This is a genomic window from Brevibacillus sp. AY1 (assembly GCF_029870785.1).
Lineage (GTDB): Bacteria > Bacillota > Bacilli > Brevibacillales > Brevibacillaceae > Brevibacillus > Brevibacillus invocatus.
In genome coordinates this window covers 94,602-114,486 of record NZ_JAFLPN010000009.1, presented here as the reverse complement: position 1 = coordinate 114,486, position 19,885 = coordinate 94,602, and the positions used below count along the sequence as shown (strand labels likewise).

The window sequence follows — 19,885 nt, the reverse complement described above, 5'->3', positions numbered from 1 at the left end:
TGTTCGATTAGAACGATTCAGGCACTTTGCGCGTACCCGCCACGATTTCTTCGTTGATTGCCTTTACTTTGTCTACAACCTCTTGTCCAATGAAGGCATGCAGTGGGGTTGCACTGTCGTGTGTGATATAGGTAACGCCCACGCCTTTTTCTTTCAAACCATAGGTAACTACTCCAGGCTGGAATGTACCCTCTACAAAAGATTTCACGGTTTCATAAGCTGCTGCATCTGTACCTTTCAGCTGGGACAATACGATGTGCTCCGGATCGATCACAGTACGGTCTACGTCTTGACCTGCGGTATAGAAGCCTTTTTCCTTGGCTGCTTCAAAAACGCCCAGGTCACCAACAGCAGCAGCGCCGTTGATGAAGTCAGCACCTTGAGAAGCTTGCAGTAATGCCAGCTCCTTCGCCTTTGCCGGGTCGGTGAAGCTGCCCACGTAGTTGACGATGAATTCAGCATTTGGATTGGTGGCTTTCAAGCCTTCAGAAAAACCGCCTGTCCATTTCTTCAACAAAGGGATGTCCATCGCTACGACCATACCTACTTTGTTTGTTTTTGTCGCCAGACCAGCAGCAGCACCCATCAGATAGGCTGCTTCCTGCTCGCGGAAAGTTACGCTGCGAACGTTTGGCAGGTCGATCACGGTATCAATGATCGCGAAGTTGCGATCAGGGTTTTCAGCTGCCACTTTTTTCAGGGCATCCTCGGATTCAAAGGAGGATGTGATGATCAGGTCATATTGTTCAGCTACAGCCACGCGCAGATTTTCTTCAATCGCGCCGTAGTCGGTCGATTCGATCGTTTTCAGTTCAGCACCTAATTCTTCAGCTGCTTTTTTGGCACCATCGTCCATTTGCTGGAAGAATGGGTTTACCCCGATTTTCTCAGGCAGGACCAAAGCGATGCGTTTTTTCACTGCTGGTTCTTCCTTTTGTTCCGCTGGAGCTTGTCCAGAGGCTTGTCCATTGTCTACCGGTGCATTTCCGCCACCAGCGCAACCTGTTGCCAAAACGGCAAATGTCGTTAAAGCCAACCATAACTTCTTCATGATGTCTCCCTCTCTCACACAAATTCTTTCGCGTTTTTGATCTCTAATAGGTAATGTACGTTTTTTTTGGCAAAAAAACAACATTATATGCGTATATTTTCATAAAATATACTAAAAACGTTCGTGTATTCCACCTCTCTCCTTTCAACAAACAAAAAAACTCTTCCTTTTGGGAAGAGTTCGCAGCTATCGCTATCCTCTTCCTCATCTGTCAAAATCCACATTTTGGATTTTGCAGGAATTGGCACCTTGCTGTACATGGTACAGTGGTTGCCGGGCTTCATCGGGCCAGTCCCTCCGCCGCTCTTGATAAGGTAGGTGAATCTATTCGGTTGATACGGATTTAGTTTAACAGACTCTTTGAAAAACGTAAATTATTTTCATCTGGGAATACAGTTTGCGTTATTCCTTGGTTTGGAAGGATTGCTGCAGGCTGTGGGAAAGCTTGTTCAGCTCGCCCAACTCATCTGTTATCTCGCGAACCTTGTACTGCTGGTTCTCCGCGGTTGCGAACAACTCTTCCAGATTGGCTACGGATTCTTCGGTTACGGCGGTAATGGTAGACATCTCGGCTGCCACTTCGCCAGAACGGCTTTTTACCAGGTCCATACTCGTGCGAACATGCTCCGTGGCAGACAGGAACGTTTCCATTCCTGCTCGTACCGCTTCGATCGCAGCGACCGTCTGTACCGCTAGCTCTTTTCCTTTTGCAACCGAGGTTTCCCCATTGCTCATATGGTAGACGGCGTTCTGACTTTCCTGATGAAGCGATTGCAGGATTTGGTTAATTTCCTGTGTAGCAGTGGCACTTTCCTCCGCCAGCTTGCGTACCTCGTCCGCGACTACGGCAAAACCGCGTCCATGCTCACCAGCACGAGCCGACTCGATCGCGGCATTGAGTGCCAGCAGGTTGGTTTGCGATGCGATCTGATTAATGGCCCCGACGATTTCCTCTACACGGTTGGCTTGACGATTCAACTGGTTGATCGTCGCAGAAGCTACATGAACGGCTTGCACGATCTGCTCCATCTGGGTGGACAGCTCATTCATTCTCGCTACGCTTTCGACCAGACGTCTGTTGTTTTGATCCGCCTCGGTCTTCATCATGTTTGCTTTCTCGGTCACCGATACGATTTCCTGGTCGATCTGCTGGACTTCCTCCTCGATCTTCACGGTGGAGTTCGCCTGTGCCTCCATGCCAGTCGCGACTTCCTTGAAGGCGATCATCATATCATCTGTATTTTGTCGGGTTCCCTCAGCGTGCCCGTGTACGTATTGCGAAGTGCGGTCCAACTGTTCCGTCATCAGCTGGATTTGCTCCAGCATCTCTACCAAACGCTGCTCCTTCTCCTCTGCTTCCTGTCTCGCTGCATTCGCTTGCCTCAAAGAAGCTTGTCCAGCCAGACACAAATACGTGAGTGCAATCATCATTACGAAGATCGCGACGACGCGCACGATCAGATTTACTTCAGAGAAATCACCGCTGAACAGATCGTACTGTCTCGTGTAAAAACCGACTCCCGTAGCGATGGCTTGCGTAATGCCGGCAAACACCACCAGCTTCCAATCCAGATAGGCAGCCAAAAATCCCAATACAATAAAAGCAAGAAACGAGACTTCTTCATAAGGGGTAAAGTGATCGAATGAAATCGCATAAAACATAAGTCCAATAGCTACTAGGTAACGAATGATTCGGCTGTCCTTACGAATGAAATAATACGGCGATACAATCAGGGTCACCAGCAGTCCCAGTGAAGTAACGAGCCAGAAGTTCACATCCATTTGATACGCGATCAAGCCTGCCATCCAGAGATGATTCCACAAAATAAAAATCATAAATCCTTCTTTGTTTGTCAGGGTGTTTCGCACTAACTGAATCATGATTCCCCCCCTTTTCCCTCTTACATGTGGTTTTCTTCCCCATTATAGAACGTATGAAACGCAAAATTCATGCGAACTTGTGAAGAATTTGATAAAGAATAGAAATATTTCCAATAAAATAATCACGGCTTTTACTGACCACTTATTCCAGAGCGGAATAGGCTGATAGGAAGCAGAACGTACACAATGAATCCAAAAGGAAGGAACAGATAAACATGGAGCGAAATCAACTGCCTGTCAGTGTCCTGACGCGAACCATAACGCGCCCCCATACGCGGATTTACTATCCACAATTGACCGGTCTGTCCAACCAACAGGCTGAGCAGCAGATTAACAAATCATTGCTGCAAACCGTCAATGGACTGATCCATGAACAGGAACGCGTTCAGATACAGGGAAATACACAGATGCAGGGAAGCTACGAGATCAAAACCAATGAACGAGGCATTTTCAGCGTTACCATGAGCAACTTTGCCTACACGCCGCCGATGGCTCATCCCATGACGTTTCTCGGCTCGCTGACAGCCGATGTACAGACTGGCAAGATCTACAATTTGCGCGAGTTGTTCAAGCCCGGCAGTGATTACGTGAGAATCTTATCTGAAAACATCAAGAAGCAGATCCAGCAAAGACAAATTCCTACCTTGAACCCCTTTACCACGATCTCGCCCGAACAAGACTTTTATGTCGCAGACAAATCGCTGGTCATTTACTTCCAGCTCTATGAATTAAGCCCATACTATGTCGGCTTTCCGATGTTCCCCATCTCTGTGTACGACATCGAAGCCATTGTCGCGGACAATAGCCCGCTCAGCATCCTGTCAGCAGACTGACGATCCGTGAAATCCAGGCAGGATATCCGATTTCAAGAGGGAATATTAGACTCCACTATCCTACAAAAACGGGGGCCCTACTCATGAAAAAATGGCAGACCAAGGATCAGCTAATCCATCTCTTGTGCGGGCTAGTCCAAATTCCCAGCGTTACAGGCTCTACAGCGGAAAAGCTCCTGCCCACCTATCTGATCGAGCAGTTGAACACCCTGCCCTATTTCCAGCGAAACCCCGGTCACGTCCGGGCAACGCCTACAGACGATGGCCGCCTCTTCGTCACCGCACTGGTCAAAAAAGAAGGCGCACGGGACACCGTCATTCTCATCAGCCATTTTGATGTTGTCGACGTAGAGGACTATGGCTCCTGGAAAACGCATGCTTTTGACCCTGAACAGCTTACTTCTCTCTTCCAAGCCCAGCAGCAAGAGCTGCCTTCTGCCGTACAGCGTGATATGGAGACGGGAAACTGGCTTTTCGGACGCGGTACGATGGATATGAAATGCGGCCTCGCCCTGCACATGTCGATGGTGGAAAAGGCTTGTGCTGGCGAGTTTGATGGCAATATCCTGCTCTTGACTGTCCCCGACGAAGAAGTCAACTCCGTCGGAATGCGCGCGGCTGTCCCGGTATTGCTGGAGCTGGCGCAGGAATTTGATTTGCATTACAAGACCGTGCTGAATTCCGAGCCGATGTTCCCCCGTTTCCCCGGCGATCAGAACAAGTATATCTACACCGGTTCCATCGGCAAAGTTCTCCCCGGCTTTCTCTGCTATGGCAAAGAGACGCATGTTGGCGAGCCATTCGCTGGACTGAACGGAAATCTCATGGCCTCTCAGCTGACGTGTGAGCTGGAGCTGAACACCGCTTTTTGTGAGATCGTAGACGGTGAAGCTACTGCTCCGCCTACCAATCTGATACAAAAGGATCTCAAAAAAGAATACTCGGTCCAGATTCCCCATCGCGCGGTCACCCTGTTCAATCTCTTCTTGCTGGAAAAAAAGATGGAGGATGTCGTGGAAAGCTTGCTGGAAGCAGCCACCAACGCAGCTGAGAAAATCAAGCAGGCATACGCCAAGCAGGCCGATCTGTTTGCACAGAACAGTCCATTCACGCCTCGCCCTCTGTCTATCCAGGTCATGACCTATGAAGCACTGCATGCCTACGCGCTTCGTACACATGGCGAAGAAAAGGTGGAGCAGATACTGGGCAGCGTTTTAGCCGAGCGGGGAAGGATGGATGACCGCGACATGACGATTGAGCTGGTGGATCAACTGGCGGCCTTGTGCAAGGAGCTTTCGCCCATGATCATTCTGTTTTTCGCTCCCCCATTCTACCCGGCCGTTTCTTCGCGCCAGCACCCTGTGACTCAGCGAACGGTTGCAGAAATGGAGGCCTATGCACAAGCTCACCACCAGATCGCGTTGATCAGGCAAAGCTACTTCGGCGGCATTTCAGACCTGAGCTACGCAGGCTTGCAGTATCCGGCATCCTCCATGCAGCCGCTCATTCACAATATGCCGATGTGGGACAAAGGCTACTCCATTCCCATGCAGGCTCTGGAAGCTTTTGATGTGCCTGTCTTGAATCTGGGTCCAGTCGGTCGGGATGCTCATCAATGGACGGAAAGACTTGATGTGGACTACGCCTTTGGAACATTGCACGAGATGCTTCAGCACTGTATCCATACACTTCTGAAGGAAGCAAAAACCAGCGAGGTTTCTTAACCTGCTGGTTTTTGCACGCCATTTTCAACTGATTATAATATCGGGGAAAGCAAGCGGGTCAACGACTCTTTGATCCGCATGTGAATCGGTCTGTTCATGTATTCCGCCATGGTCAGTTCCTTGGAATTCTCGAGGTCTCGAAGGAAAAGCTCCTCCAGCTGCTCGGCCATCCCCGTATCGTAGAGAAAAGCATTCGTCTCAAAATTGAGCTTGAAGCTGCGAATATCTACATTGGCTGTTCCGACCGAAGCGATCTGCGTATCCACAACCAGTGTCTTGGCATGCATAAAGCCTTTTTCATACAGGTAACAGCGTACACCGCTCTTCAGCATTTCCCCCAGATAAGAGTGCGTGGCCCAAAACACCATCTTGGAATCGGGAATACCAGGAACCATCAACCGGACATCTACCCCAGACATGGCTGCCATCTTCATCGCTGTCAGGATACTCTCGTCAGGCACGAAGTAAGGGGTCTGTAGGTAAATCTTTTTGCGTGCCTTGTAGATCATTTTCAGATAAGCATGCTTGATCTGCTGCTTCTCGGAATTCGGACCGCTAGACACGATCTGAACACCTACCCCATTCGCCAGCTCGCCGATCACCGGAAAATAGACAGGGGATTCCTGCATCCGCTTTGGCGAAGACAAATTCCAATCCAGGAAAAAGCGAGCTTGCAGCATGTAGACAGCGTTTCCTTGTATCTGCAAGTGCGTGTCTCGCCAATACCCGAGATACTTGCTCTTGCCCAGGTATTCATCCCCGATGTTGAAACCGCCAATATAGCCGATCTTGCCGTCGATGATGGTCAGCTTTCGATGGTTGCGAAAATTAACCCGGAAATTGACAAACGGGATGCTCGACGGGAAAAAAGCGGCTACTTCTCCTCCTGCCGCAACCAAGGGACGAAAGACGCGCGAGGATAGCGCTGCCGAACCTACAGCATCGTACAGGACGCGCACTTCTACCCCTTGAGCCGCCTTGGCAGCAAGCAATTGCACCAGGCGCTTGCCCAATTCGTCATTGCGAAAGATGTAGTACAGCAGGTGAACATGGTGCCGGGCCTTTTCAATATCCTCGAGCATGGTATCAAACAAAGGCTCCCCTTCAGCAAAAACCTGTACGGCATTGTCCTGAGTGTAATAAGCCCCGTCGCTGACAACATTCATATAGATCATGTCCCGATGCCGTTCCATTGCCGGGTCATGAACCGGAAAATCGCCACTCTCCAAAAGCAGCTTCTGCTTGTCTACTGCCGCTCGAAAATGGGAAAACTCGCCTTCCTGCAGCCGATACAGCTTCTTTTTGCTCAGCTTATGTCCCAATATCAAATACACAATAAACCCGACGCCCGGCAAAAACAGAAGAACAATCAGCCAAGCCCAGGTAGCCGCGATATTGCGTCGCTCCATAAAAATTAAAACTGCAGCCAAGATCAGATTGACTACAGAAATGATAGCAAAGACTTGCTCCAGCAAATGCATCACACCACATCCGAGTTTTGTTTCTATTATTTTACACGAAACGCAAGAGGGAATCATCTCACCTCTTCCACGTACGTTAAGAAAACGTCTAATTAGTCCTTATCCAAGCAGGAGCCACCGTGTTTTCACGAAAAAACCCGGTCTGTGAACCAGGCTTTTAACACCATTACTGCTATGGCAGGTCGATAAGCTGACCCTTTTTCATAATCAATCGGTCATCCAAATAAACGTCTGGCGCTTTCACCACGAGATCGATGTGTACGCCTGCTGCAATCGTTCCGCCAAATGTGTTGTTGCTGCCAAACGCCACATGAATGGTCCCGTACACCTTTTCGTCCTCCAGAACAACACCCGTGATTCTGGCCTTGTCATTGGTTCCGATCCCGAATTCACCGAGAAGCCTGCCATCCAGCTCACCCAGTATGTGCAGTAAGCGTTCACCCGATTCCCCTTCTGTCCCGGTAATCCGACCGTTTTGTATGGTTAATAAAAGGGGTGTATCTATTTTTCCGATGCCGGAGATGGAGCCATCGACTACGATCTGACCCTCTGCCGTCCCTTCCACGGGTGCAATGTACGCTTCACCGGAAGGAAGGTTGCCAGACTCGCCCGGATTGACATACATGCCCGTGCTGGGTACTCCTTTTCGATCCGCGATGGAGAAGGTCAAGCTCTTGCCCTCTTTCTCGATCCGTACGCTGCTCGCTGCACTCAGGAGCTCCGTCACCTTTTCTGTCAAACTTCTCACCTGGACATAGTCTGCCGTAATGGCTCCCTCAAGAAACATATCAGCGGTAATGCTCGGCATGGTGGCCAATCTGGCTCCATTCGCCGCAGCTTCCTTGCGCGCTTTGGTATGGGTCAAGGAATGCTCGGTCACACATACGACCACTGCGGAGCTTTTCATGGCCTCCGCAACAGCCTTTGGCGGCTCCTGCCCTGATTTTTCCCGCTCCTGCATCACCATCAAGACGGCTTCGGCACCAAGCTGTCTGCCCGCTTCCCACAGTGCCTCTCCCAATTCCCGCTTCACATCGTCTGCCACTACCAAAAAGGTCTCTCCTGCTTGCAATGCCATGCATTGGGTCAAGATTCGCTTGCTGGTCTCGATCAAGTTCATTGGATATTCTCCTTTGTCACGTCATTTCCAGAACAATCCTACCGCAATCTTTCCCCTTCATTTTACTCTGGGAACATAGGACGGACAATGAAAACAACGAAACCGCCCAGACCTGCATGGACGGTTTCCTATTGAATTATAAGACCAGCTTTACTCCGCTCGCTTTTTGCTCCAGCATTTTGCTCAGGATCGTGCCGATGTGAGCACCTGCCTCGATCGGGGAAGTGCCCTGTCGATGAATATTGGAGATGACGGTACGTTCTGACTCTACCATTCCCTTGCGTGGACGATAGCACATGTACGCACTCATCGAATGAGCGGTCACCAGGCCCGGTCGCTCACCGATCAGGAGCACCAGCACCTCGGGCTGCAGCAGTTCTCCAATATGGTCCATGCTGGCTACCCTGCCACCTTTTACAAAGAATGATGTTCCGCATGTAAGCCCGTAGCTTTTCAGGGAATCCATCAAGGATGGGAGAACGTCGCGCAAATTGGCGTCGACAGCACTGGCGCTCAGCCCATCCGATACCACGATCTGCACCTGTGGTCTCTTTTGGCAGCGTTCCTGCAACAGGCGCACGCCTTCATCATTCAGGATGCGCCCCATATCCGGACGCTTCAAATAATTTTCCGTATTGTCGTACTGCGTCTCCACCGTAAAAAGGGAAAACTCATCGAGCAAAGGCTGACTGACCTCGCCATACACGGCGTCCACAGCAGCCGCGTGATCACGCCTTAGCTGAAGCATGGTTTTCGTCAACGGCCTGACACCCGTACGCCACACCCCGATACGCGCAGGGGTGCTGTCCAACAGCTCCACAAGACCCTCCTGCCATTTAGGATGGGGAACTTGGGCCATTCTCACAGGTTCTTCCGCTACAACAGGCTGCTCCTCACCGGCAGTCTCGTGAGCCACTGCTTCGTCATGCTTCTGCTCTTTTGGATGACCGGTTTGCCGGGCCATTTCAGTGAGCTTTTTCTGCAGTTCAGCCACTACCTTGTCTACCAGCATATCCAGTTGCTGTTCCATCCTGGTTCACCTCCTCCTCTTACATGAAGATCGTCGGATCGCCTGCGATCGCGGTCAGCTTGCCATTTTCCATGATCCCCATCTTCTCCAGCCACTTTTCAAAGGCAGGGGCCGGACGTAAGCCGAGCACTTCACGAAAAGCAGCAATGTCGTGGAAGCTCGTCGACTGATAGTTAAGCATGACATCATCGGCCATCGCTACTCCGATGACGAAATTGACCCCTGCTGCTGAGAGCAGCACACCCAGATTGTCCATGTCATTTTGGTCTACCTTCATATGGTTGGTGTAGCAAACATCGCATCCCATCGGCAAGCCGTGCATTTTGCCCATGTAATGGTCTTCCAGGCCAGCGCGGATGACCTGTCTGCTGTCGTACAAGTACTCGGGACCGATAAAGCCGACTACCGTATTGACGATGAACGGCTTGTATTTTCTGGCCAATCCATAGCAACGCGATTCCATCGTCAGCTGATCGACCCCAAAATGCGCCTCTGCTGAAAGCTCCGAGCCTTGCCCGGTCTCAAAGTACCAATAGTTCGGCCCTGTCGCCGTCCCTTCCTTGCGAATCAGCTCGTCGGCTTCATCCAGCAGGGCGACATCGATGCCAAATGCGCGATTTCCCTCTTCACTTCCGGCCAGGCTTTGGAAGATCAGATCGGCTGGAGCCCCCTGCCGAATCGCCCTCATCTGGGTCGTGACATGAGCCAGTACACAATTTTGTGTAGGGATGTCCCATTTGTTCATCACTTCTTTGGTCATCAGCAGAATGTCCTTCACGCTATCTGCGGTGTCGATGACAGGATTGATGCCGATCACTGCGTCACCACTTCCGTAGCTCAGCCCCTCGTAGATCGCTGCTTTAATGCCCTGGACATTGTCTGCCGGGTGGTTGGGCTGGACCCTTGCCGCCAGTACACCCGCCTGACCGATTGCGATGTTGCAATGCGAGATGTTGCGAATCTTCGCAGCAGCTGTGACCAGATCGAGATTGCTCATCAGCTTGGCACTTGCCGCAATCATCTCACTGCTCAGCCCGCGGCTAATTCGCTTGAGCTCGCTATCGCCAGCACGATGACTCAAAATATATTCACGCAGCTCGGCTACACTCCAGTTTTTGACTTCCTGGTAAATCTTTTCGTTGATACCCGCTTCAATCACCCGAGATACCTCGTCTTCTTCTGCCGGCACTAGCGGGTGGTTGCGAATATCGGCCAAAGTCAGATCTGCCAGCACCTGCTTGGCGGCCACTCGTTCGCGGGAGTCCGCAGCCGCAATACCCGCCAGCTGATCGCCAGACTTCTCTTCATTCGCTTTGGCAAAGACCTCCTTCAGATCGCGGAACTGATAGGTTTGACCCAGCACTGTCGTTTTCAAGTTCATGTCATCCACCCCTCCTTTTTACGCCTGTTCATCGAATGCAAGCGTTTTTACGACAACGGGAATGATCGTCCCGGATATCGGTTCACCCAAATCAATGTAATCACCATATTCCACACGTACTTGATCAATACAGATAATCTCAGGCACTCCCTTGCACCGCAGTGACAGCGCCTGCCCCAAAGCCTTGGCCATATCCGTTTCACAGACGACGACCATCGTCCTGCTCCTGGGGAAAATCGTTGTATATTGTTCAGAGAGCTCCTGCGACAAGAGCTGCAGCCAAGCATAGGAGCAGTAGCCGATGCCTGACAGAGCAAGCGCAAAGGGGATGCCACCTGACTCCCCAAACAGACGCTGTCCCAGCTCGTACACGTTCCTCACTTCCTGACGCAGTCGCAGCGGCTCAATCATATGCTCTTGGGTCAATTCCAGCTTTAAGATCGGGATGTTTTTGATCGGTAAAAGCTCAGGCTTGATATGCACCGTGGAGCCGCTAATCTCTGTGCTCTGCATCCCTGCTCCGATAACAGTCGCCCGCACTGTCTGCTCCGGCTCTGTCCAGCGAAACGCAACCTTCCCCTGCTCCCTTTCGTGCCGCAGCATTTGACCCAGCAGGGGGCCAAAATCACCGTATCGACTCACTTCTGCTATATTTCCTACCTGTTGGGTACGCATCAACTCGCCAACCCCGCCTGAGATGGACAGCTCCTCAATCGGGAGTACCTCTTGCAGATGCCCTCCTGTTACGAGCAACCCGGATACTTTCCTCTCTTTGCCGCTGAGATAATCCAGCATGCTCCGTCCCATCTGTCGGGCTACTTCCTCGATTTGCTCAAAGGTGACGGTCTGACCTATCTGCACATACAAATTTTTCGCTGCAAGCCACGAGCCGATATGGGGAGAAACATACTGAATTCTCCCCTGTTCATCGAGCCGTATCAAGCGGCCCCCGACGTGAAACGTAACTGTTGCAATCGCCCTTCCCCTGTAAAAGAAAGCGGCGTTTGCGGTCCCTCCACCGATATCTACATTGACGATGTTGCCTTGAATGGATTGAGAACGCTTTTGTGCTCCTGCTCCTTTTCCAGCCAAAACGCCTTCGAGGTCAGCTCCCGCTGTCGCGACAACAAAATCACCCGATCGTTCAGCCAGCAGGTGCAAAATATGCTGCGCGTTCTTTTTACTCGCTGTTTCACCCGTAATGATCACTGCTCCCGACTTGATCTCGGACAGGCTGATCTCGGCCTTTTTATACTCATCCCTCAAAATGGCTCCGATCCTCTCTGCATCAACCTCATCTGCCCCAAGGAGAGGGGTGGCATGGACTGGACTGGCATAGAGCAGCTGCCTTTCCACGATCTGAAAGCGCGGCAACGAAAAGGTACTGGACATGCGTCCCAGCCTCAGCCTGCTGACGATCATTTTAGTCGTACTGGTTCCCACGTCAATTCCGACACTTTTAATCCATTGCTCCTCCATAGCCCCCTCCTTGAAGCTGTGACCTTCAGAAATACGAAAAGATGCCTGAACAACCGAATACACGCGCATTCGGAATCGTTCAGGCACCTTTGCCTGGGTCGCTGTTCACTTGTCGCTCTCACTTGCCTTGTGTTCTAAGCGAGAGGCTCTATCTTGTGCTCACCTGCCAATATTTCCTGGGCAAGCTTCACCAGCGGCACGCGTCGTTGCATGCTTACTTGCTGCATCCAGCGGTAGGCAGCGCCTTCTTCCAGCGAAAGGCTTCCCATCAGCTTTCCTTTTGCCTTTTCTACGGCTTTGCGATCCTCGATTTTTTGCTTTAGCTCGTCAATATCCCGTTTGAGCGCCACTTCCTTTTCCTTCTGGCTGAGCGCGATCTCCACTGCAGGTATCAAGTCCTCCTCCGAGATCGGCTTCACCAGATAAGCGGTCACACCCGCCTTGCGTGCATCCTGGATCAGCTCCTTCTGACTGTACGCCGTCAGCAGGAGAATCGAGCTGTCCGAAAAGGAGCGGATGATTTGGCTGGCCTTGACGCCATTTAGTATGGGCATTTTCACATCCATGATGATCAGGTCAGGCTTGTGGCGATGAGCCAACGAAACTGCCTCTTCGCCATTTTTGGCCTCCGCGACAACCAGATATCCCTCGTTTTCCAGCATCTCGCGCAAATCCATGCGAATGATGGGTTCATCATCCACTACGATAATCTTGGGCTGTGTCATCTGCATCCTCCTTATGAATCGGATAGAGAATGGTAACCTCCGTGCCATTGCCTGTATTTCGGAAGTGGATCGTGCCCTCGAGGTCTTCTCGGACGAGCGTATCCACGATCTTCAACCCTAAATGTCCCTTCTCCAAAACGTGCTGCATGTCTGCCATGCCAATGCCGTTATCCGTCACGGACAGGCTGACAAAGTCCTCCTTGGGAACAAGCTCGAGCGCGATCACACCCTCTTGCATTTCAGCGAATGCGTGGATCATGCAATTTTGCACCAGCTCCGTCACAATCAAGGCAAACGAGGTGGCCTTGTTCGAAGGTAAATAGACCGATTCGCCCGTCACCACCACCTGGATCGCTTGCTCCGAACGCCTCATGGAAGAGACGATAATTTTCGATATTTTCGTCAGAATTTCTTTGAAATCAATTTTTTCCAGCCCATCGTGGGCCAAGTACTCATGTATGATAGCGATGCTGTTTATGCGATTGATGCTTTCCCGATATACCTTTTCGATTTCCTGTGAAGTCGAACGCCTCATTTGCAGGCGCAAAAGGCTGGTTATCGTCTGCAAATTGTTTTTGACCCGGTGATGAATCTCCTTGATCACCGCTGATTTGATCATCAGCTGCTTCTCTTTTTCACGGATATCCGAGATATCCCGCAGCAGGATGATACCCCCGATAATGTCAGGCTTTCGTGCTGAAGAAACGGCCTTCATCATGATGTAAGTCCGACCTTTGGACAGCTCCTCCTGAATAAAGCCACCGTGTCGGACAAAATACTCCGGAGAGACGCGCCAAGCAAAAATTTCCTCAATGCGCACTCCCTTCTCCGGTGACCCGTAGCCGATCTGATGCAGTAATTCATGCGCTCTTTCATTGGCATACGTTATGGTTCCCGTCTGGTCAAACAAGATCATGCCCTCGTGCAGAAGCGATGTGATCGGCATGTCTGGCACAGCGAATTGAATCAGGGTTTCACTCAGATGCTCTGTCGTTTCCTTGAGCATTTCCACGTTCTTTTCCTGTTCCACCTGCTTGGAAATATCCTGTTCCGTGATCAGCGTGCCAATCGTGCTGCCCGCTTGATTTTTGATGGGAACCACGCTTTGCCGCATTACGACCTGTTCCTGGGAGACACCCCGCGAACTGATCACCGGTTTTCCCGTCGTCAGGCAATACATGACGGCCGGCTCATTCACTGCCGTCGCCAATTGTCCCACGACCGAACCGCTGTACAAGGACTTCGCGGTAGAGGGAGAGGCTTGAGCAACCACCAGTGCCGAGCTATGGTCAGTTGTCGAGCAATCGATAAACATATCCGCTTGTGACAAGTCAGCAAAGATCTGCAGCTTCGCGGCCAGATCCTCCAAGATTTGAATATCCTCTTCACACAGCGTGGTAGCTGAAAGACAAAGTTCCCGCAAGGATTGCATATGTACCTCTCTTCATCGCAATGTGATATTGTCGTAATTTTCCCACAAATATCCCTTCCCGAAAAGAGGTAGGTTTTACCGTTTCAATTGCTCCTGCAAAAAAGCTCGTAATTCCTCTATACCTTCGTTCGTATACGCCGAGGTAGGAAAGATCCTCGCCTCGCCAATCGACTGGCGCAAGTATTCCTTCGCCCGCTGCTGATCGGCCACTGGATGGTCCACTTTGGTGATCACCCCTACACATTCCTGGGGAAAGCCTTGAGCAAATCCCGGCGGAAAGTAGTTTCTGTCACGTGAGGCATCCTGCACCATCACGATCAGCGCCGCTTCCAACGCGGTCGCCATCAGCGTGCGGTAAAACATGGGATTCTCACTGTACTCGCCAGGCGTATCGATCGCCCAGTCCCAATATTCCAAGGCTTGCGTCTTCCTTGCCGGCTGCTCATCGCCAAAGAGTGCTTTGATCAGCGAGGACTTTCCCGCTTCAATCGCACCGATGATCATCACACGCTTGCTCATGACTTCGTGACCAGGGCGGGGGTGAAGCGCAGCTTTTCATGCAAGACGCGGTTCACGGCTTCTACGGCCATTTCTACTGCGGAAACATCCCCCACGACAATCAGCGAGCCTGTGAAGCGATCCAGGAAGCCGAGCTCGACATCTGCTGCCTTGGTAGCAATGTCAGCGGCAATAATCGCCGTCTCTGTCGGAGTCAAGGTAAGGATTCCGATCGCTCCCGCTTCTTTGATGCCCAGCTTGGTGTAGAGCATCTCATCCGGATTGGCGATGACGTGTGCGAGTGTCACCTGTTTTCCCGGAACGAACTCCTGGATTACCCGTGAACGTTCCTGTTCCATTCCCTAATCCTCCTCTTCTGCTGCTCCCGGCACTTCGTATGAGTCGACGATTCCGACGATCACCGCATCGATGGGAACACTGTTGTTCGAAAAGAGAATGCGCGCTGGGGTACCGCGAGAAACGATTACCTGCTCCCCGATCCCGGCACCGATCCGATCTGCTGCAATAACCGTTTGCCCGCCTTCCCGGCCACGCCAGTCGACGGGCTGCACCACCATCAGCTTCAAATTTTCCATGCCCGCTTCCTTTTGCGTGGCCCAGACACTGCCGATCACTTTTCCCAGAAACATGCGATCACCCTTTTCCCAGATAGCGGATCGTAACGCCGCGCTCGCGCATGGTATCAAGTGCCAACGGTGAGACAATCGTTCCTTTCTTCACCTGCAGGGTCGTGTCTCGAAGCTGAGGCTGGGACCGGATCCAGTCCGCAGTCAGCAGCTTTCCTGCAAACGTGTCCTCCAGCTCGCCACCCCAAGTCTGAACGGGAGCTTTATTCCTCGATGGCGTATCCGGCTGCTTTCCTTTCAGCTTGACGATGACGCGTTCGGCCAATCGCTTTTGCTCGATGAACTCCACTCCCAGTTCCTTCATCTGCTCGACATGGCCTTGAAAAATCCTTTCGTAGGCAGGTGGCAGGGTAAGTGTTTGGAGTGTGCGGCGATCGGCTCTTTTCAAGCCGGGCGAATCGGAGCCGACCACGACGAATTTACCCGTGACCAGGGCTGCAAATACGATCTCTGCTTTGATTGTGCCTTTCAACCCTGTAGCGATGCGTGCCGCATTGTCGAGATCGATCTCGGGTATGACAATACCCGCATACTGCTCGGGAACTTCGATGGGGGCTGGGGCATACTCATCTGCGGCAATGATTTTCCCGGCTCCTCCGCACTCGATTTTATGCATGCCCAGCCAAGAGGAGGTCTCCCCGTCCAAAAAGAGCAGATCGTGACAAATCCCGTGCTTTTTCAGCTGAATGAAGTGATCTGCATACGCTTCATGTGCCTGGCTGTCACAAAAGACATACAGGATGCGCGGTGCCTTTTGCTGCTCTTCCTGCGTGAGGGATTGCAAAATCTCCTTGGTAATGGCTTCTACCATCTCTCTCATGTTGATCTGCATCTCGTGTATCACCTCCGATAGTCGGAGTAAAACTGGCCGTTTTTCCCGATCACCTTCACCCGGTCACCCGTTTTTACATTGGCTGCGTTGCCCTCATCCAGATCGACGTGGAAATCCAAGGCATAGCGCTTGTCGACACGAACGACGACATCCGGATAAAGAATCGGCCGGTCTGTTTGAGTCTCCAAAATCAGCGTGTCTCCATCCTGCACCTGAAATTGCTGGGTATCCTGCGGGGACATGTGGACATGGCGCTTGGCTACGATGACGCCTTTCTCCAACACAACGGTCCCTCTGCCTGTCACCAGCACCAAGCCAGGTGTCCCTTCGATATCCCCCGACATGCGAAGGGGAGCTGCTACTCCAAGCACGAAGCCGTCTGTGCGCGAAATCTCCACCTGGGTATCGTGGCGAGCTGGGCCAAGAATTCGTACACCGTGAATGCTTCCTTTTGGTCCCACCAGTGTGACGGTCTCCTCGCAAGCAAACTGTCCGGGCTGGGAGAGCTCGCGCATCGGAGTCAGCTGATGGTTCTTTCCAAAAAGTCTTTCCACGTGCTCAGGGGACAGATGGACATGGCGATTGGACACGCCAAGCGGGATTTCTTGTGCTGCCTGGGCTGCCTGATTGCTGGCTGCCTGGTCATCGAACGCTTTCACTGGGATTCCTCTCCCCTTCAAGAAGTCTGCTGCTGCCGGAGTCAATCTGTCTCCCTTTCCCAAAAGAAAAGGCGTGGGTATGCCGGATTTGTGCATGGCTCGCAAAGCGGACTCTGTGATCAATGACATCGGGCTTTATCCTTCTAGCTTCGGCAGAATCAGCTCAATATCGCCGTGAGGACGCGGAATCACGTGCACCGATACCAATTCGCCCACCTTTTCCGCAGCAGCCGCTCCTGCATCCGTCGACGCCTTCACCGCTCCCACATCACCACGTACCATGACGGTGACCAGACCTCCGCCTACGTGCACCTTGCCGATCAATTTGACATTGGCCGCCTTGACCATCGCGTCTGCCGCTTCTACGGCCCCAACCAATCCTTTTGTTTCTACCATTCCAAGTGCGGACATTTCTCCTGCCATTTTCTCTTCCTCCTTTTAGTGGTCCAACCAGACTTACCTGGTTGCCATCGTTCTTCACTTCATCTCGGCGAGAACCGATTGAATAATGCTTTTGATTTCATCTCGGTTGATCGAGATGTTCATCCCGGAAAGAGCCTGCACGACGGCTTCCTGCGCCGAATCGACTTCACCCTTTCCCCTTTGCGATTCCGGCATTTCCCGAATGCCAAACGCAACTCGCTTGATGTTGAAAAGATGTGCGGGGCCGATATTGTCGGAGGTAATGTTGTTGCCAAGCGCCCCACAGCCAAGAGTCAGCGAAGGCAGGATGCCTGTCGTTGCTCCAATTCCTCCGAACGTCGTACCAGTATTGACCGCAATCCTGGAAGCAGGCATGGCTTTGCCATATGCTTCTATCACCGATTGATCCTGTGCATGAATGCCTGCCGTGTGCCCCAGGCCACCCAGCTCCAGCAGCTCCCGACAAAGCCCAAAACCTGCCTGTGTGTCCTGAGCGGTGTACATGGCAAGAATGGGGGCCAGCTTCTCGACAGAAAACGGGAAGGCTTTGCCCACCTTGGTTTCCTCACCGATCAGGACACGTGTCTGGGGAGAGATCGTGATGCCTGCCATCTCTGCGATCTTATGCGGTGAGCGCCCCACGAGGCTGGCGTTGAGCGAACCGTTGACCAAGATGACTGCTGCCACTTTTTCTTTTTCGCGTTCATCGAGAAAATAGGCTCCCTCACGCTTGAGCGCATCCACCCACTGGAGCTTGATGCTCTCGTCGACGATCATAGCCTGCTCCGACGCGCAGATCGTTCCGTAATCAAAGGTCTTGCTCTGGACCAATTGTTTCGCTGCCTGGCTCAAATCCGCGCTCTGGTGGATATAGACAGGGACGTTACCCGGTCCTACGCCGTACGCTGGCTTGCCAGAGCTATAGGCTGCCTTGACCATCTGCGTTCCACCCGTTGCCAGAATCAGATCGGTCAGCTTGTGCTTCATGAGTTCCTGTGTCGCCTGCAAGGTGGGGGTACGGATACAGTGGATCAAGCCTTCCGGCGCCCCTGCCTTCACAGCGGCCTGCACCATCAAGTTGGTCGCTTCCCATGTACACGTTGCGGCGGATGGATGTGGGCTGATGATGATCGCATTCCCTGCCTTTACGGCAATCATTGCCTTGAACATGGCGGTGGACGTCGGATTGGTAGACGGGACGATTCCCGCGATGATGCCTACAGGATGCGCTACCTCCCATACCTTGTTTTCCTCATCTTTGCGGATGATGCCGACCGTTCTTTGGGCTTTCATCGCTTCGTATACATCCCTGGCAGCGAACAGATTCTTTGCCTTTTTATCTGCAACGTTGCCAAAGCCAGTTTCCTCTACGGCCATTGCCGCCAGCCTCTCAGCTGCTTCCATCCCTGCCGCAGACATCGCCGCTACGATGGCGTCTATCTGCTCCTGACTGTAGGTGGCAAGCTTGTTTTGCGCGTCCCTGGCTTGAGCGAGAGCTGTGCGCACTTCCTGAATGGAAGAAAGATCCGCATCCAGCATCATGATGTCAGCTCACCTCCCTCATCCTGTGTCTGCGCGGTTTCCTGACGATCCCGGTCACTCTTTTTTCCTGTCGCTTTTGTTTTGGTCGGTGGGCTTTCCTCCTTGGAAGGCGGATTTGCCAACTGCCTGATTAGCTTCGGCACCTGATCATCTGGCCGGGGAATGACGTGCGAGTGAAGCAGTCGCCCTACTCGGCGTGCTGCTTCCGATCCAGCCTCTACCGCTGCTTGCACGGAAGACACATCTCCGATCACGTAAACGGTCACGATTCCCGCATCTACTCCCTCATACGCCACGACCCGGACATCCGCTGCCTTAGCAGCGGCATCAGCGGCAGCGACCAAAGCAGGTAGTCCCAGCGTTTCGATCATGCCGAGTGCGTAGGCTTGAACGTTCATATCGTTATCCTCCTGCTACTCTCTTCTCTATCGTTTGACTGGCTGCCGCGCCACACTTCTCACCGCTTCGGCAAAAGCTTCCGCAGCCGCTGTGCAGGCCGATTGGCTTCCAGTCAGCAAGCCACCACCGAAGTTGGTCTCCGTGGGCGGACCGTAGAATTGCACCATTTTTACATCTGCTGCCTTCAGTGCTGCATCGATGCCGTACATGGCTTCCAAAGGCGGCGCAATCAGATAGGCCAACGGTTCTCCCTCTGGAATGGACGCCATCCCGGACAAATAGCTCCCCGTACGCGAGACGACGTGGGCGTAATAAGCATGAGTACCCTCTTCGTTTAATGCGTAAAAACACGCTCCGCCCTCCATAAACGAAACCGCTGCATCCAGACCGCTCTGCACCTCCGATGGCGTCGCTCCTCCAATGATTCCGATAAACTCGCCTGACAGCGGACCGGAAGCATGGCCTGAGCCTGCGTAAAACGATTTGGCATACACCACTTCTACAACCGCCTTTTTCGTCGCCTCATCGATGGCCGTGTACCCGACATCGTCAATCGTCGAGGTTAAAAGACCCAAGCTGCGTATGTGCGAAGGCAGATTGAGCTTTTCTGCAAATTGTGGGTCCACGTTCGGAATCAGTCGTACGGCAAGCGGTGTTGCGCGAATTGGTTTTTCCATGCCTGTCACGCTCCTTTCCAACCGACTTTTCTTTGTGTTTCAGCGCAAAATTTACATGATGACACAACAAA

20 protein-coding genes and 1 riboswitch are annotated in these 19,885 nt (G+C 52.2%); of the genes, 2 read left to right on the top strand and 18 right to left on the bottom strand.

What is annotated here, in order from left to right:
• Positions 1-7: 7 nt before the first annotated feature.
• Together JZI27_RS10490 and JZI27_RS10485 are read right to left on the bottom strand one after the other, a co-directional pair.
• Complete coding sequence (locus JZI27_RS10490) at positions 8-1,051, bottom strand: BMP family protein (RefSeq protein WP_280207484.1); 1,044 nt, start codon at positions 1,049-1,051, stop codon at positions 8-10.
• A gap of 201 nt (positions 1,052-1,252) precedes the next feature.
• Positions 1,253-1,367: riboswitch (SAM riboswitch) on the bottom strand.
• A gap of 86 nt (positions 1,368-1,453) precedes the next feature.
• On the bottom strand, positions 1,454-2,932 hold the full coding sequence (locus JZI27_RS10485) for a methyl-accepting chemotaxis protein (RefSeq protein ID WP_280207483.1): 1,479 nt from the start codon (positions 2,930-2,932) through the stop codon (positions 1,454-1,456).
• A gap of 215 nt (positions 2,933-3,147) precedes the next feature.
• Between JZI27_RS10485 and JZI27_RS10480 the strand changes: the two genes are divergently transcribed.
• On the top strand, positions 3,148-3,765 hold the full coding sequence (locus JZI27_RS10480) for a DUF3298 and DUF4163 domain-containing protein (RefSeq protein ID WP_122908008.1): 618 nt from the start codon (positions 3,148-3,150) through the stop codon (positions 3,763-3,765).
• An 83-nt stretch (positions 3,766-3,848) separates the two neighbouring features.
• On the top strand, positions 3,849-5,489 hold the full coding sequence (locus JZI27_RS10475; RefSeq protein ID WP_280207482.1) for a M20/M25/M40 family metallo-hydrolase: 1,641 nt from the start codon (positions 3,849-3,851) through the stop codon (positions 5,487-5,489).
• A 32-nt stretch (positions 5,490-5,521) separates the two neighbouring features.
• Here the strand turns inward: JZI27_RS10475 and cls are convergent, their stop codons facing one another.
• From cls to eutL, 16 genes are all read right to left on the bottom strand, one after another.
• The gene (cls, locus tag JZI27_RS10470) at positions 5,522-6,970 is read right to left on the bottom strand and encodes a cardiolipin synthase (RefSeq protein WP_122908010.1); all 1,449 of its coding nucleotides are present in this window, start codon (positions 6,968-6,970) and stop codon (positions 5,522-5,524) included.
• 172 nt (positions 6,971-7,142) lie between these two features.
• Entirely contained in the window at positions 7,143-8,090 is a 948-nt protein-coding gene (locus JZI27_RS10465) for an aminopeptidase (protein ID WP_280207481.1), read from the bottom strand.
• Positions 8,091-8,226: 136 nt separating this feature from the next.
• Positions 8,227-9,120 (bottom strand): ethanolamine ammonia-lyase subunit EutC, encoded by an 894-nt coding sequence (gene eutC / locus JZI27_RS10460; RefSeq protein ID WP_280207480.1) that lies wholly within the window; start codon positions 9,118-9,120, stop codon positions 8,227-8,229.
• A 19-nt stretch (positions 9,121-9,139) separates the two neighbouring features.
• Positions 9,140-10,501, bottom strand: coding sequence for an ethanolamine ammonia-lyase subunit EutB (locus JZI27_RS10455; RefSeq protein ID WP_122908013.1), 1,362 nt, complete (start codon positions 10,499-10,501; stop codon positions 9,140-9,142).
• A gap of 18 nt (positions 10,502-10,519) precedes the next feature.
• The gene (locus JZI27_RS10450) at positions 10,520-11,980 is read right to left on the bottom strand and encodes an ethanolamine ammonia-lyase reactivating factor EutA (protein ID WP_251242699.1); all 1,461 of its coding nucleotides are present in this window, start codon (positions 11,978-11,980) and stop codon (positions 10,520-10,522) included.
• A gap of 134 nt (positions 11,981-12,114) precedes the next feature.
• Positions 12,115-12,711 carry an ANTAR domain-containing response regulator gene (locus tag JZI27_RS10445; RefSeq protein WP_459562682.1) on the bottom strand — a complete coding sequence of 199 codons (597 nt, stop codon included), beginning with the start codon at positions 12,709-12,711 and terminating at the stop codon, positions 12,115-12,117.
• Positions 12,674-14,137: a sensor histidine kinase gene (locus tag JZI27_RS10440; RefSeq protein WP_280207479.1), complete on the bottom strand. Its 1,464-nt coding sequence runs from the start codon at positions 14,135-14,137 to the stop codon at positions 12,674-12,676. Before JZI27_RS10440 ends, JZI27_RS10445 begins: the two co-directional genes overlap by 38 nt.
• A gap of 75 nt (positions 14,138-14,212) precedes the next feature.
• Positions 14,213-14,656, bottom strand: a complete 444-nt coding sequence (locus JZI27_RS10435) for a EutP/PduV family microcompartment system protein (RefSeq protein ID WP_280207478.1) — start codon at positions 14,654-14,656, stop codon at positions 14,213-14,215.
• Positions 14,653-14,994, bottom strand: coding sequence for an ethanolamine utilization microcompartment protein EutS (gene eutS, locus JZI27_RS10430; protein WP_122908018.1), 342 nt, complete (start codon positions 14,992-14,994; stop codon positions 14,653-14,655). The genes JZI27_RS10435 and eutS overlap by 4 nt, the downstream gene beginning before the upstream one ends.
• A 3-nt stretch (positions 14,995-14,997) precedes the next feature.
• Complete coding sequence (locus JZI27_RS10425; RefSeq protein WP_122908019.1) at positions 14,998-15,285, bottom strand: EutN/CcmL family microcompartment protein; 288 nt, start codon at positions 15,283-15,285, stop codon at positions 14,998-15,000.
• A gap of 4 nt (positions 15,286-15,289) precedes the next feature.
• A complete protein-coding gene (locus JZI27_RS10420) occupies positions 15,290-16,108 on the bottom strand; it encodes a hypothetical protein (protein ID WP_280207494.1) in 819 nt (272 codons plus the stop codon).
• Between the two features lie 14 nt (positions 16,109-16,122).
• Complete coding sequence (gene pduL / locus JZI27_RS10415) at positions 16,123-16,902, bottom strand: phosphate propanoyltransferase (protein WP_251242703.1); 780 nt, start codon at positions 16,900-16,902, stop codon at positions 16,123-16,125.
• Between the two features lie 6 nt (positions 16,903-16,908).
• Entirely contained in the window at positions 16,909-17,196 is a 288-nt protein-coding gene (eutM, locus tag JZI27_RS10410; RefSeq protein ID WP_005827515.1) for an ethanolamine utilization microcompartment protein EutM, read from the bottom strand.
• A 54-nt stretch (positions 17,197-17,250) separates the two neighbouring features.
• Positions 17,251-18,738, bottom strand: a complete 1,488-nt coding sequence (locus JZI27_RS10405) for an acetaldehyde dehydrogenase (acetylating) (RefSeq protein ID WP_280207477.1) — start codon at positions 18,736-18,738, stop codon at positions 17,251-17,253.
• Entirely contained in the window at positions 18,735-19,136 is a 402-nt protein-coding gene (locus JZI27_RS10400) for a BMC domain-containing protein (RefSeq protein WP_280207476.1), read from the bottom strand. The genes JZI27_RS10405 and JZI27_RS10400 overlap by 4 nt, the downstream gene beginning before the upstream one ends.
• Positions 19,137-19,163: 27 nt before the next feature.
• Positions 19,164-19,814 carry an ethanolamine utilization microcompartment protein EutL gene (gene eutL, locus JZI27_RS10395; protein WP_280207475.1) on the bottom strand — a complete coding sequence of 217 codons (651 nt, stop codon included), beginning with the start codon at positions 19,812-19,814 and terminating at the stop codon, positions 19,164-19,166.
• Positions 19,815-19,885: the final 71 nt, after the last annotated feature.

Bases quoted from the DNA above. Each gene is read 5' to 3' on its own strand.
- JZI27_RS10490 (WP_280207484.1), bottom strand. From the start codon at position 1,051: ATGAAGAAGTTATGGTTGGCTTTAACGACATTTGCCGTTTTGGCAACA.
- JZI27_RS10485 (WP_280207483.1), bottom strand. From the start codon at position 2,932: ATGATTCAGTTAGTGCGAAACACCCTGACAAACAAAGAAGGATTTATG.
- JZI27_RS10480 (WP_122908008.1), top strand. From the start codon at position 3,148: ATGGAGCGAAATCAACTGCCTGTCAGTGTCCTGACGCGAACCATAACG.
- JZI27_RS10475 (WP_280207482.1), top strand. From the start codon at position 3,849: ATGAAAAAATGGCAGACCAAGGATCAGCTAATCCATCTCTTGTGCGGG.
- cls (WP_122908010.1), bottom strand. From the start codon at position 6,970: ATGCATTTGCTGGAGCAAGTCTTTGCTATCATTTCTGTAGTCAATCTG.
- JZI27_RS10465 (WP_280207481.1), bottom strand. From the start codon at position 8,090: ATGAACTTGATCGAGACCAGCAAGCGAATCTTGACCCAATGCATGGCA.
- eutC (WP_280207480.1), bottom strand. From the start codon at position 9,120: ATGGAACAGCAACTGGATATGCTGGTAGACAAGGTAGTGGCTGAACTG.
- JZI27_RS10455 (WP_122908013.1), bottom strand. From the start codon at position 10,501: ATGAACTTGAAAACGACAGTGCTGGGTCAAACCTATCAGTTCCGCGAT.
- JZI27_RS10450 (WP_251242699.1), bottom strand. From the start codon at position 11,980: ATGGAGGAGCAATGGATTAAAAGTGTCGGAATTGACGTGGGAACCAGT.
- JZI27_RS10445 (WP_459562682.1), bottom strand. From the start codon at position 12,711: ATGCAGATGACACAGCCCAAGATTATCGTAGTGGATGATGAACCCATC.
- JZI27_RS10440 (WP_280207479.1), bottom strand. From the start codon at position 14,137: ATGCAATCCTTGCGGGAACTTTGTCTTTCAGCTACCACGCTGTGTGAA.
- JZI27_RS10435 (WP_280207478.1), bottom strand. From the start codon at position 14,656: ATGAGCAAGCGTGTGATGATCATCGGTGCGATTGAAGCGGGAAAGTCC.
- eutS (WP_122908018.1), bottom strand. From the start codon at position 14,994: ATGGAACAGGAACGTTCACGGGTAATCCAGGAGTTCGTTCCGGGAAAA.
- JZI27_RS10425 (WP_122908019.1), bottom strand. From the start codon at position 15,285: ATGTTTCTGGGAAAAGTGATCGGCAGTGTCTGGGCCACGCAAAAGGAA.
- pduL (WP_251242703.1), bottom strand. From the start codon at position 16,902: ATGTCATTGATCACAGAGTCCGCTTTGCGAGCCATGCACAAATCCGGC.
- eutM (WP_005827515.1), bottom strand. From the start codon at position 17,196: ATGGCAGGAGAAATGTCCGCACTTGGAATGGTAGAAACAAAAGGATTG.
- JZI27_RS10405 (WP_280207477.1), bottom strand. From the start codon at position 18,738: ATGATGCTGGATGCGGATCTTTCTTCCATTCAGGAAGTGCGCACAGCT.
- JZI27_RS10400 (WP_280207476.1), bottom strand. From the start codon at position 19,136: ATGAACGTTCAAGCCTACGCACTCGGCATGATCGAAACGCTGGGACTA.
- eutL (WP_280207475.1), bottom strand. From the start codon at position 19,814: ATGGAAAAACCAATTCGCGCAACACCGCTTGCCGTACGACTGATTCCG.